Consider the following 13,945-nt stretch of genomic DNA (forward strand, 5'->3'; position numbering starts at 1 on the left):
GATTTTAGATTTTAGATTTTAGATTTTAGATTTTAGATTTTAGATTTTAGATTTTAGATTTTAGATTTTAGATTTTCTAAAAAAATCGCTGCGCTCTTTTTTGGAATTTGGAATTTAAAGTTTGGAATTTAAACTTTAGTTAATCATTTTTTTAAACCGATGTATGATTTATATTACTAAGTTTTGTATTTTTATCAATAGCAAAATAATATTATTACCTAACTTTAAAAATAAACTACATGGGAAAATTTGTAATTACCACCAGAGCTAATGGAGAGTTTCAATTCAATTTAAAAGCTGGTAATGGCCAGACCATTCTAACAAGTGAAGGTTATACAACAAAAGCAGCCTGCAGTAACGGAATTGAATCTGTTAAAAAAAACGCACCAGATGATGATCGTTATGACAGATTAGAATCTAAAAGCGGTAAACCATATTTCAATTTAAAAGCTGGAAACGGACAAATTATCGGTCATAGCGAAATGTATGAAAGTACATCAGCTAGAGAAAACGGAATTGAATCGGTAAAGAAAAATGCTCCTGATGCAAGTGTAGATGATCAAACGGCTTAATTGCCTATTTATAATTATAAAAAAAGCTGTTTCTATTGATTTAGAAACAGCTTTTTCATTTAAATATATCTTCTATTTATTTTTTACCTTTTAACTGATACAAAACAGAACTATGAGGTTTTAAATCAGCTGTTATTTCTTTTGAAGTTACTTTTGATTTCTCGCCCGTCCACATATTCAAAACTTCAGCTGAACTAGAGATTCCTAAATCAGAAAGATTTACCGAAACCTTTTGCGAAGTATCATCAGAAATATTGAACAAAGCCAGATAAGTACTGCCGTCTTTCGTGTTTTTTGATGTCACGGCAATTTTCCCGTCTTTCTGAAAAAGCTGTTTTACATCGCTGCTTTCGTTGTGCATTTTTACCACCTCTTTATTCGTCAATAATGATAAAGTGAAAGCATCATTACTTGGCAAATCTCCTCCAAAAAACAATGGCGATTTGAAGATATTAAAAAAGGTAATCAAAGTATATTGTTCGTCTTTTGTCAAACGCGTCATTCTATCCTCGCCTCTTTCTCCTCTTATCGAAATACGTCCTAACGGAATCATATCGCAGTCTGGCCAAGTTCCCGGTGCAATGTACGGGTACCATTTTTGCGCCACGTCCATCAAATGTGTAATATGCGGCCAAGTATCCCAAACATCATCCACCATACGCCACATGTTTGCGTGTGTGCTCACGTGAGCCGCTGCTGAAATTGGCGTTTCTCCTGGCGAAGTGCTTAAAACAATTTTACGTCCGCATTTATCAATCGCATTTCTAATTAAGTTGATTTCGCCTTCGTGATAAGGTCTTGATAAATCATCAATTTTAATAAAATCTACTCCCCATTGCGCGTACAATTCGAAAATAGAATTGTAATATTCCTGTGCTCCAGATTTGTCTGCCACAACGGTATAGTTATCTCGCAGCCATTCGCATTGTAAAGCAGTCGAATACACCTGATCTGCCGTTATTCCGTTTGTTCCTTTTATGGGCAGTTTATCTTCAACCGCTTTTTTAGGAATGCCGCGCATAATATGAATTCCGAATTTGAGTCCTTTTTTATGGATATAATCGGCTAAAGGCTTAAAACCTTGACCGTCTTTTGCTGAAGGAAATCGGTTAACAGCAGGCAAATATCTGCCATATTGATCGATTACATAACGCGGATCGGTTTGGTTGTAGCCTCCCGCTTTGTCGTTTTCTACAAACCATCGAATGTCGACTACGATATATTCCCAGCCAAATTTCTTAAGCTCTTTTGCCATATAATCGGCGTTGGCTTTTACTTCGTGTTCTTCAACCGTTGGCCCGTAACAATCCCAGCTATTCCAGCCCATTGGCGGTGTCTGAGCCCATTGTTTAAATTCTTCTTTTTGAAATACTTTGGTTTGAGCATTTCCTAATGTTGACAGGAAAAAAACTCCTATCGCCATTGTAAATAAGTTTGTGATTTTCATTGCAAGCGTGGTTTAAGTGTAATTTATACACTTTAAAAATAGTAAAAAAAACGTACCATGCTCATTTTTTTATTATTTACAGCAATGAATTACATTCTAATGAAAACAAAAAATGCAGAAAAAGTAACTTTTTCTGCATCTTCTAGTATATAATTTTTCTTTGTTTTAATCCAATAAAAAAACAATTAATCCTCTTGCTCCGTGTGCTCCAAGAACCAAAGATTGCTCAATATCAGCTGTTTTAGACGGACCAGCGATGAAAGTTCCGAAACCATATTCCATATTTCCAATTCTTTGATACGCTTGCTGCATCGTTGGAACAAGATCACTTTTATGAACAATAATTGCTAAATATTGTGCAATAAATGGCGCTACACGCTGTCCTAAAATATCATCTGTTACCCACAGTCCGCTGTTTTCTGCAACTCCAAAATGAGCTTTTACAACCGTTAATTCCACATCTTGAAGTGAATGCGGATCTACAGTTTTCCAATCCAAAGAAGCAATTTCTGAAAGTTCTGGAAGCGTCGTAATTACTCTTTTCTCCAGATTGTAATTGGATTTGATGTAATTGATGATTTCGTTATAATCGGCCACTTCAACTGGATCGCCACCAATTCCTTTTAAAACAGTTTTATAAGTTTCTAATACATCAAATTGTTCTGAACCTAAAAGATTTAGATCCGGCAATTCTGAAACCAAATCAGGCTGATTCAGTTTTATTCTTTTTAAAATTTCGCCTTTACTACTCATTCTTATTCTCTTTAGATTCTCTCGAATTTTTCTTGTACCATTCTCTAAAAGACTCTTCGGGAACATCTGGCATTTCGCGCTGATCGTACCATTTATTCATCTTATTATTGACCATTCCTGGAATATTCTTCATTACAAATCGTCCAGATTTTCCAGCAATATTAAATACTGTTGGATTTGCCAAAACTGTTGCCATAGTTTTCATTGCTACCGTTTTTGCTTTCGGCGTATGCCCTTCTTTAACCAAAACCTGACGCCATTTGTACAATTGGTCGTGAATATCAATTTTTACTGGACAAACGTTGGTGCATGAACCGCAAAGCGTACTGGCAAAAGGCAAATCGGCATTTTTGCTCATATCCAGATTTGGTGCCAAAATAGAACCAATTGGCCCCGCAACAGCATTGTGATAACTGTGTCCGCCGCTTCGTCTGTAAACCGGACAAGTATTCATACACGCGCCACAACGAATACATTTTAACGAATTTCTAAAATCTTCTCTTCCTAATTGCGTACTTCTTCCGTTGTCAACAATTACGATATGCATTTCTTTACCGTCTCTTGGCTTTTTAAAATGGCTCGAAAAAGTGGTAATTGGCTGTCCGGTTGCGCTTCTTGCCAATAATCTCAAGAAAACACCTAAATGTTCTCTTTTCGGAATCAATTTCTCAAATCCCATGCAGGCAATGTGAACGTCTGCTAAGTGCGCGCCCATATCGGCATTTCCTTCGTTGGTGCAAACCACAAATTCGCCTGTTTCTGCAACGGCAAAATTGACTCCAGTCAAAGCCACTTTTCTAGTTAAGAATGTATTTCTCAAACTCTGGCGCGCAGATTCTGTCAAATACTGCGGATTGAAATTTCCTTTTTCTGTTCCTAAATGTTCGTGAAAAGTTTCGCTTACATCTTCTTTTTTTAAATGAATCGCCGGAAGTACGATATGACTTGGCGGTTCTTTTCGAAGCTGTACAATATACTCTCCTAAATCAGAATCGATTACTTCTATTCCTTTTTCGGCTAAATAATCATTTAAATGGCATTCTTCTGTAAGCATCGATTTGGATTTCACCATTTGCTTAACATCATGTTTCGCCATGATAGAATGCACTATTTCGTTGTGTTCTTTGGCATCGGCCGCCCAATGCACAATTATTCCGTTTCGCTGCGCATTGGCTTCAAATTCGACTAAATAATCGTGAATATTAGAAAGAACATTAAATTTTATTTGAGATGCGGTTTCGCGAAGCAGTTCCCAATCTTCAATTTGATGTGCAGATCTGTCTCTTTTAGCACGAACAAACCAAAGTGTTTCATCATGCCAATTGACACGCTCAACGTCTTTATTGAACTTTGCTGCGGCGTCGCTATGCGGTATTACTTTTTCTGATGACATTTTTAATTATTTAAAAGTCAATTTTTCAAATGTTTGTTATTGCTATCTTTATTTAACCGCTAAGGTCGCAAGGTTTTACGCAAGGTTCGCAAAGCTAATTTATCTTAGCGGACTTTGCGGTTTTTCATTGCGTGTTTTGCTGTAATTTTTTACGCAAAGTCCGCTAAGATTATTTTAATTGCGAGACTAAGCAAAACCTAGATATTAAGTTCGCAAAGCTTTGTGCAAATAAAGCTTTGCGAACTTTTCATTTTAATGATTCTCAAAAAAGCTTTGCGTGCTTTGCGTAAAAACCTTTGCGTGCTTTGCGGTTAAATTTCACTCAATAATTTTCTTAATTTTCTAGTGAATTTAATATTTCAGCAATGTGAATGGTTTTAATTCTGCTTTTCTGCCTTTTTAGAATTCCATCTAAGTGCATTAAGCAAGACATATCTCCACCGGTAATAAAATCCACATCAAGGCTTTCGTGATCTTTAATACGATCTTGACCCATTTTTACAGAAACAGCTTCTTCGGTAACGCAAAACGTACCTCCAAAGCCACAGCATTCGTCTTTTCTAGTCAATTCAACTAAATCAAGATCTTTTATACTATTTAATAACTGCCCAGGTTTAGAAAAAAACGGCGCATTCAGTTCTGACATTTGCGAAAGATGTAATCCGCGCTGACCGTGACAGCTCACATGCATTCCGACTTTAAATGGAAATCTTCCGTTAATGTGATCTACTTTTAAAACGTCGGTTATAAACTCTGTAAGTTCGTAAACCGTATTTCGAATTGCTGTTGCCTTCTCTTCTTGTTTTTCGTCATGCAAATGGTCTTTTACATGCAAAACACAACTTCCAGAAGGACAAACGATATAATCAAATCCAGAAAAATTGGCGATAAAATTGGCGTCGCATCCTTTTGTCAAGTGCGCGTAACCACTATTAGCCATTGGCTGTCCGCAGCAGGTTTGTCCCATTGGGAATTCTACCTCACAGCCTAATTTTTGAAGTAATTCGTAGGTTGCGATTCCTACTTTTGGATAAAATTGGTCGACATAACAAGGTATAAAAAGTCCAATTTTCATATTGTAGTATTTAGTGTGTTGTTCATTAGGCGTGTAGTGTAAAAATGTAAAAAATACGTTTATACCGCAAATTTACAACATACAGACCGTTTTTACCTAATGTTTATAGAATTTCAAATCAATTAAATCGTTCTGAATTGGTTTTGGATTCCAGTTATCATGAATGGCCAATGCAGCGCCCAAAGCACTCGCTTGCGCCATCGAAGCCGCATAAACTTCTACATCTGGAAAAGCTTCTGCCAATAAATTCATATAAATCGAATTTTTACTGAAACCTCCATCAACAAAAATCTTTTTTACCGGACTATTGTGAATCACCAAATTGGTCGAAAAAACCTGCTGTTCTACCAAATCGAGCATTAATTGATGGTAAGCTGTTTCGTAATCTTTATAGTTGGAAAGATCCCTTTTTTGAAAAGGACATTCTTTCAGTATATCAAAATTGTATTTTTTAGGATAGATAATTTGAAAACTAAGCGCTCTTAAATTGGCTACAATTTTTTTATCAAAATAAACCTCTTTGTACGTATCAACCGGAACATTAAAATGCTGAGCCAAACGTTTGGTCTGCACTTCGTGTTCGTTTCCTGCAAACAATCGAGCAGCTTTTACCGGTTTCTCTGTATACTGCATGTAACAAAGACAGTCGTTTTGCAGTTCGTCAAAAGTCAGCGGTTTGTTGTTGAACGGATTTAAAGAAATACTCCAAGTTCCTGTAGACAACAATACAAATGGTTCCGTAAAGTTGATTGTATAAGGTATGATCGCCGATGAGCTATCATGCAAACCTACGCCAATTGCAAGGTTTTCACGAGTCATAATTACATCTTTACCAAAATGTATTGACGGTATTTTTTCTGCAATATTTTCTTCTTTCAGCCATTTATGGTATCTCATTTTTTTGAAATTCCACAAATTCGTGTGACAGCCAATACTGGTAATATCCGCGTAGGCTTCATTCGTTAAAAGAAAACTTAAAAACTGCGGCAAGTGCAGGCAGTATTTTACTTGTTCGAAGATTTCAGGCTTTTGTTCTTTTAATCGATAAATCTGCATTCCCGAATTTAAACTGCCTAAAACTGGAGAAGCGGTTTTTACAGCAAATTTCTTTTCTCCTTTGTATTTTTCGTAGAATTCAGATTTTAAATCCTCTGGATAATCTTTTAAATAATTATACAGAGGAGTTAAAACTTTTCCGTTTTCGTCAATGTAAACGAAACTGGCTCCGTAAGTGCTGAAATTGATGGCTTTTAAAACATACTCTTTCAGTTCTTTTATTTCAGATAATCGATCTAAAATCCAATTTTTCAGTACTTCGATATCTTCACACGGAAATCCATCTTCGTCTGTGGTTTCCTCTAAATTTACCGATTTCTCCCAGACAATTTTATAATTTTCGTTAAATAAAAAAACCTTTTTGTTTGTTTTACCAATATCAAAAATCGCAACTACATTCATTTTTTTTAATTATAAATTATGAATTATTAGTTATGAATTCCAAAACTATAAATTATGAATTTTCATTTGAAGAAAATTCATAATTCATAACTCATAACTCATAATTATAATCCCGTTGCTACTGTTTTTAAACCTCTTTCGTCGATCAAAGTTCCTCTAACTTGAAGCGAACGATATAATGCTACCGGATTTAATGCTGCTCCAGAACGAAGACGAGCTTCTGCAACCAAAGCGCGAACATCTGTACGGAAAGCATTTTGAAGAATTTCCTGCGCTTTTACAACATCATTTTCTTCTTGTGCCTGCTCTAGTGCTTTTCTGTCTACAGAAAGTGCCTGAGCATAAGCAATCATAATGGCTTCTACAGACTGCAATAAATCTTCTAACGGATCTTTGATGTTGTGAGAAGCGTCGATCATCCAGCCTAAATCTTTAGCGTGATTCATCCCTCTTGCATCCATTCCTTCTACCAATTCATTGAAAATCAAGAATAATTGATATGGTTTTAATGCTCCAGCCGTTAAATCGTCATCACCGTATTTTGAATCGTTGAAGTGGAATCCGCCTAATTTGTTTTCCATCAATAAAATAGAAACAATCTGCTCGATATTAGCGTTTGGCAAATGGTGTCCTAAATCTACTAACGTCTGCGCTTTGTCACCTAACTTTTTAACATACGAATAAGACTGCCCCCAATCTGCTACAGTCGTAGAATAAAAGTTAGGCTCAGCACATTTGTATTCTAAAAATAATTTCCAGTTTGAAGGCAATGCATCGTAGATTTCTTCTAAACTTTCTAATGTATTTTGGTACGCTTTTCTGAAGTTTAATTGTCCTGGAAAGTTAGAACCATCCGCTAACCAAACGGTTAATGACTCAGATCCTAATTCGATTCCGTGCTTAATTACTTCTATATTGTGTGCAATTGCTTGTTTGCGAACTGCTTTGTTTACGTTTTGTAAAGAACCGTATTTATAAGTGTGCTCAGCATTTGCCTGATCCTGAAAGGTATTCGAGTTCATGGCATCGAATTTTAATCCGTGCTGTGCTGCTAATGTTTTAATTTCATTATAATTGGTTGGAATGTCCCACGGAATATGCAATGAAATTGCTCCAGAAGCATTGTTTAGTTTATGAAGCAAACCAACATCTTCGATTTTTTCTTCTAAAGAGCGAGGTTCTCCTCCGCCAGCAAAACGACCAAATCTTGTTCCTCCCGTTCCTAAAGCCCAAGATGGAATGGCAATTTGAAAATCGATCAGTTTTTGAATAATCGCTTCTGTATCATTAATTTCTGATGCTGTAAAAACTAATTTGTTCTGGTGTTTTTTTAATAAATCCTCGTTATGAGATTCGATGTGGTTTGATCCGATTAACATAGTTATTGATATTTTAATAGAGTTTACAAGATATATAATTTTATATTTTCAGTATAGTTTTTTAACACATGCTCTCAAATAAGACGCTGATTTTTTATTTTCTGGTTTCACGCAGATTTAAAAAGATTTGAGCAGAAAGCGCAGATTATTTTTGAATCATTTTGATAAAAAAAAATCAATAATCTGTCAAATCAGCTTAAATCTTTTTAAATCTGCGTGAAACAAAAAATCATTTTTAATCCTTCCAATCTGTGGCTAAAAAAAATCACTAAAAATTAGAACTTATACGATCTAAACTCTTGTTTTACTTCACTTTTTTTGGTTTTTATATAGCTGAAAAGTGTTATGTCTAAAAAAATCTAACGTTCGAAAGAATTCGAACGCTAGACCACAAAAAACCACTTTTGCTTAAACAAACTTATATAAAAAACCTAAACAATCTTTATCTATAAAAGCCCATGCCTACGCCACCATCTACGTTTAATGCGTTTCCTGTAGATTTACCTAGTAAACCTCCAACAAAAGCATAACAAGCGTTGGCAATATCATCTGGCAATATGATTTCGTTTAATAACGTACGTTTTGCATAGTAAGCCGGAAGTTCTTCAACTGTAACTCCGTATGCTTTTGCACGACCTTCTGCCCATCCGCCAGACCAAATGTTTGAGTCTGAGATTACAGCATCAGGATTTACTGTGTTTACACGAATTTTATCTGCTCCTAATTCAGCAGCCATTAAACGTGTAAGGTGCGCTTGTGCCGCTTTTGCCGAACCATAACCAGGATTATTCGGACCTGCAACTACTGCGTTTTTAGAAACGATATTTACAATATCTCCTCCAAAACCTTGTTTGCGCATTACTTCGATTCCGGCTTTAGAAACAATAAATTGTCCTTTCACCAAGATATCGTATAATCTATCCCACTCTTCAAGAGTGTGTTCTGCGATCGATTTAGAAATACTGATTCCAGCATTATTTACTACAATATCAACACCTCCAAAAGCTAAACAAGCTTCGTCTAATGCTAATTCAGTACTTTTTTCGTCAGTAACATTCAATAAAGTGCTAGAAACCGCATCTTTTCCAAATGCTTTTGTAAACTCACCTGTAGCACCTTGCAAACGCTCTTCGTTAATATCGTTGATTACAACGCAAGCACCTTCTTGAGCGAATTTTTTAGCGATAGCTTTACCAATTCCGCCCGCTGAACCTGTGATCAACGCCACTCTTCCAGACAAGGCTTTTGGTTTTGGCATACGCTGTAATTTAGCTTCTTCCAACAACCAATATTCAATATCAAAAGCTTCTTGGTGCGGTAAAGAAGTATATTCAGAAACTGCTTCTGCGCCTTTCATTACGTTTACTGCATTGATATAGTATTCAGATGCTAAACGCGCCATTGTTTTATCTTTAGCAAAAGTGAACATACCAACTCCAGGATATAAAATCACCACTGGGTTTGGGTCACGCATTGCTGGCGAATTCGACTTTTTACAAGCATTGTAATAGTCTTTGTACATTGCACGGTAAGCTTCAAATGCAGGCGTTAATTTTGCTTTAATTGCTGCAACATCAGATAAATCTTCGTTTGGATCCAACTCTAAAACCAGTGGACTAATCTTAGTTCTTAAAAAGTGATCTGGACAAGAAGTTCCTAATGGAGCTAATTTTGCTAAATCATTAGAATTAATGAATTCCAAAACTCTTGCATCATCTGTATAATGACCAATCATTTGACGCTCTGATGAACAGAAACCTCTTAAAATCGGAGCTACTTTTGCTGCTTTTAATTTACGGTCTGCTTCTGGAAGGCTTTCAATTTTCTTTCCTCCAAAAACTGGACGCTTTTTACCGTAGTTATCTTCTAAGTAAGAAGCACATTTCTCGATTACTTCCAGCGTATTGATATAACTATCAAACGCAGTATCTCCCCAAGTAAACAAACCATGAGAACCTAACATGATTCCGCGTAGTTTTTTACCGTTTTGTGCCGCTTCCTCTAAACAAGCTCTCAACTGAAGACCAAGATCAAATCCTGGACGCTGCCAGCCTACCCAACCAATTTCTCCGTTAAATAATTCTTCTGTGATTTTCTTTCCATCTTTCGCAGCAGCGATAGCAATTGCCGCATCTGGATGTAAGTGATCGATATGTTTGAATGGAAGAAAACCATGTAAAGGCGTATCAATTGAAGGCGCTTTTGAAGCCAAATCGAAAATACAGTGGTTGAACAATTCTACCATTTCGTCTTCAAACTCAATACCTCTGTAAACATTTTCAAGATTACGAAGTCTGTCCAAATACAAAGCCGCACAACCTGATTTTGTCAAAGTACCGATATCACCACCAGAACCTTTAATCCACATTACTTCTGAAGATTCTCCAGTAAGAGGATCTTTGTCTGTAATTTTCACAGAAGTGTTTCCACCGCCGTAGTTGGTCAATCTTAAATCAGCTCCTAACAAGTTAGAACGATAAATAAAAAGCGCTACTTCATCACCTGCCAATGCTGCTGCCTTAGCTTCATCCCAAAGGTAGCTTACGTGCTTAAAATTCATATTATTAATTGTTTTTGTATTCGACATATACTATTTTATTATTCTTGTATTTATTTATAATGAGTTACCAATTCCTACCAAAACGATTGCAAGCATTATCAGACCAATTCCCCAGAAAAAAGTTCTTAAAGTCTTTTTAGAAACTCCAGTCCATTCTTTCAAATAAAATCCCCAGAAATTTGCTGTCAGGATAATGGTTGCCATGTGCAAAATCCATGAACTTGCTCCGTTACCAAGTTTGCTTTCTCCCATTCCGTAAAAGAAAAACTGTAAAAACCACATGGTTCCAGCCAGTGCAGAAAACAATACATTTTTAGTTATCGGAGTAGACTTATTGGTATAATCACCAATAGTTTTATTTTTAAAATTTAAGTAAAGACACCAGATAAAGTTGGTTGTAAGACCTCCCCAAAGCAAAACAACGTAAGTCACATTGTTTTGAAATAACGGATTAGAACCATTTAGTATAGCTTGCTCTGCCATAGGTTTTCCAGCTTCGATTCCGTAGTTAAAGAATGAACTTAAAATTCCAGATATTACTGCTACAATCAAACCTTTTACTAGATTAAAATCTTTGTCCTTATCTTCGTGTCCTGTTGCAAAATCTTTCTCTTTCAGCATTCCCGCTTTTCCAGAAATAGCAATTCCTATAAGATATACCACCACTCCTAGTAAAACTAACTGTCCACCAGAATTAGAAAGCATGTGAGAAAATGAAATTTTTCCTTCTGTCGGAACAAAATCATAATAAATTGACGGAACTAAAGCACCAAATGCAGAACAAAATCCAAGCGTTATAGAATTCCCCAAAGACATTCCCAGGTAACGAACTCCAAGACCATAAGTAAGTCCTCCAATTCCCCAGATTAACCCCATTGAATAGGTAAATGCTTTTATTGATGGAGATGCTGTTGCGATAATTTCACCAAAATGAGGAATCGTCAAATAAGCTGCGATTGGCGGAACAATCAGCCAAGAGAAAAATCCCCCTACAAGCCAATAGCTTTCCCAAGCCCAGTCTTTTACTTTTTTAAAAGGCATATAAAAACTACCTGAAGAAAATCCTCCGATAGAATGAAAAATGATTCCTAATAATGATTCCATTTATTAAATTTTAGTTTTTGGTTTGTTTAGATAGCAATTTGGTTTTGTAAAATAAGAGAATGTCAAAAAGAAAACTGTCCTGTACTATCCTTTACGGATTTCGTATTTTTTGTTAAAACTAAGGATTATTAGAAATAACGGCTTGTAATTATTGGGTAAATAAATTTAAAATGGCTATTTTAGCAATCGATTTCGCAATTATTGATTCCGCATTCGGGTTAAAATTCAGGAATTATAAAAAAAAGATTACAAGCCTTAGTAAATTCTCTTTTTAATCGCTAAAATAATTCTGCGCAGACAGATTCTTTCGAAAGAAGAGATTTTTTTGAATTATTTAGAATTAAAATGGGTTTCGGTGCAATACGAAGCAAATTTTCTCAAAATGAACATGATTAAACTTATTAAAATCGACGAAGATTCTCGAGTTCCTAAATACAAACAGATTGTTGACTCCATTCTTCAGAACATCGCTAACGGGAATTTGAAAATCAATCAAAAAATTCCTTCCATTAATAGTTTCAGTGAAGAATTTTATATGTCACGCGATACTGTTGAGAAAGCCTATAATATTTTAAAAGAACGAAAAATCATTTCTTCCATTAGAGGAAAAGGCTACTATATTACCCGAACCAAACTAGAAGCTAAAGTTAATATTCTGTTTCTGACCAATAAATTGAGCTCGTATAAAATGAAAACATACAGCTGCTTTATTGATACTCTCGGAGCCAATGCCCATGTCGATCTTCAAATTTATCACTGTGACGAAACTTTATTCCTAAATATATTAGACAAGTTTGAGGGCGCTTACGATTATTATGTCATTACAACACATTTTAAAACAGACGAATTAAAACATTTAAGTTTTACAGACAATGTTGTAAATGCGATTAAAAATATTCCGCAAGAAAAACTGGTTGTTTTAGATAATATCAAATTAGGAACTGGCGATAATGTCATCAAAATTTATCAGGATTTTGAAAATGATATTTATAATGCGCTAAAAGAAGGTCTTTCTAAAATAACCAAATACAAACGTTTAATTCTGGTATATCCAGATAAAGCGGTTTATCCGTATCCAAGAAGAATTTTGCACGGATTTAGAAAATTCTGTGTCGAACACGAAATCAATTTTGAGATTCTAAGCGAAGTCTACGATGATATGATTCTAAAAAAAGGCGATTTGTTTATTACGATCGAAGAATCTGACTTAGTGAATTTAATGAAACAGATTCGCGATGAAGAATATGTTTTAGGAAAAGAAATTGGTGTTATCTCTTATAATGATACACCTCTAAAAGAATTATTAGGTATCACGGTAATGTCAACCGATTTTAATGTAATGGGAGAAACTGCCGCAAGAATGATCTTGAACAAAGAAAAAGGTCAGGTGAAAGTGCCTTTTAATTTTATTGATAGAAATTCTATTTGAGGTGCTAAGGTTCTAAGCTACTAAGGCGCTAAGTTTTTTTGCCACTAAGGCGCTAAGACACAAAGTTTTTTCGCCAAGAATTCACGAATTTTCTCTAATTTAATTCGTGCGATTCACCGCAAAAAACACCGATTTATTAGCCACGAATTCACGAATCATATAAAAAAATCGTGAATTCGTGGCAGAAAAAAACTAACCGCACAGGGCTTCGACTCCGCTCAGCCTGACAGGCGCAAAAACTATCCGATAAAATTTGCGCTAATTTGTGTAATTTGTGGTAAAAACCCATCCAAGAAAAATTTGTGCAATTCGTGTAATTCGCGGCAGAAAAAAACCAATCGCATAGGGCTTCGACTCCGCTCAGCCTGACAAACGAAGTAAAAACTATCCAAGAAAATTTGCGCTAATTTGTGTAATTTGTGGTAAAAACCCATCCAAGAAAAATTTGTGCAATTCGTGTAATTCGTGGCGAAAAACACAAAATCTATTCGCCACAAATTCACGAATCATATATAAAAATTCGTGAATTCGTGGCGAAAAAACTTAGCGCACAGGTCTTCGACTCCGCTCAGACAGACAGGCGTAGTAAAAAACTATTCAATAAAATTTGCGATAATTTGTGTAATTTCTGGTAAAAAACATCCAAAAAAAATTTGTGCAATTCGTGTAATTCGTGGCGAAAAACTAACCGCACAGGGCTTCGACTCCGCTCAGACAGACAGGCGTAGTAAAAAACTATTCAATAAAATTTGCGATAATTTGTGTAATTTCTGGT

Annotated in this window: 10 protein-coding genes; 2 read left to right on the forward strand and 8 right to left on the reverse strand. The window is 35.6% G+C overall.

All coding sequences use genetic code 11. From position 1 onward, the window contains the following. Positions 1-239: 239 nt before the first annotated feature. A complete protein-coding gene (locus tag Q9Q97_RS23155; RefSeq protein WP_306161500.1) occupies positions 240-572 on the forward strand; it encodes a YegP family protein in 333 nt (110 codons plus the stop codon). A gap of 76 nt (positions 573-648) precedes the next feature. On the opposite strand, the gene Q9Q97_RS23160 is transcribed toward Q9Q97_RS23155, so the two are convergent. The 8 genes from Q9Q97_RS23160 to rhaT form a co-directional block, all read right to left on the reverse strand. Further along, the gene (locus Q9Q97_RS23160; RefSeq protein WP_306161503.1) at positions 649-2,019 is read right to left on the reverse strand and encodes a glycoside hydrolase family 27 protein; all 1,371 of its coding nucleotides are present in this window, start codon (positions 2,017-2,019) and stop codon (positions 649-651) included. A gap of 165 nt (positions 2,020-2,184) precedes the next feature. Beyond that, positions 2,185-2,772 (reverse strand): LUD domain-containing protein, encoded by a 588-nt coding sequence (locus Q9Q97_RS23165; RefSeq protein WP_306161505.1) that lies wholly within the window; start codon positions 2,770-2,772, stop codon positions 2,185-2,187. Continuing rightward, on the reverse strand, positions 2,765-4,165 hold the full coding sequence (locus Q9Q97_RS23170; RefSeq protein ID WP_306161507.1) for a lactate utilization protein B: 1,401 nt from the start codon (positions 4,163-4,165) through the stop codon (positions 2,765-2,767). Before Q9Q97_RS23170 ends, Q9Q97_RS23165 begins: the two co-directional genes overlap by 8 nt. 334 nt (positions 4,166-4,499) lie before the next feature. Further along, entirely contained in the window at positions 4,500-5,240 is a 741-nt protein-coding gene (locus tag Q9Q97_RS23175) for a (Fe-S)-binding protein (protein ID WP_306161509.1), read from the reverse strand. Positions 5,241-5,336: 96 nt separating this feature from the next. Continuing rightward, entirely contained in the window at positions 5,337-6,698 is a 1,362-nt protein-coding gene (locus Q9Q97_RS23180) for an FGGY-family carbohydrate kinase (RefSeq protein ID WP_306161511.1), read from the reverse strand. Between the two features lie 104 nt (positions 6,699-6,802). After that, complete coding sequence (locus Q9Q97_RS23185; protein WP_306161513.1) at positions 6,803-8,077, reverse strand: TIM barrel protein; 1,275 nt, start codon at positions 8,075-8,077, stop codon at positions 6,803-6,805. Positions 8,078-8,519: 442 nt separating this feature from the next. Then, positions 8,520-10,664 (reverse strand): bifunctional aldolase/short-chain dehydrogenase, encoded by a 2,145-nt coding sequence (locus tag Q9Q97_RS23190; protein ID WP_306161515.1) that lies wholly within the window; start codon positions 10,662-10,664, stop codon positions 8,520-8,522. A gap of 27 nt (positions 10,665-10,691) precedes the next feature. After that, complete coding sequence (gene rhaT / locus Q9Q97_RS23195) at positions 10,692-11,741, reverse strand: L-rhamnose/proton symporter RhaT (RefSeq protein ID WP_306161517.1); 1,050 nt, start codon at positions 11,739-11,741, stop codon at positions 10,692-10,694. Between the two features lie 388 nt (positions 11,742-12,129). On the opposite strand from rhaT, the gene Q9Q97_RS23200 reads away from it, so the two are divergent. Further along, a complete protein-coding gene (locus Q9Q97_RS23200) occupies positions 12,130-13,170 on the forward strand; it encodes a GntR family transcriptional regulator (protein WP_306161520.1) in 1,041 nt (346 codons plus the stop codon). The last annotated feature ends 775 nt before the right edge of the window (positions 13,171-13,945 follow it).

The organism is Flavobacterium sp. DG2-3, assembly GCF_030730925.1.
Lineage (GTDB): Bacteria > Bacteroidota > Bacteroidia > Flavobacteriales > Flavobacteriaceae > Flavobacterium.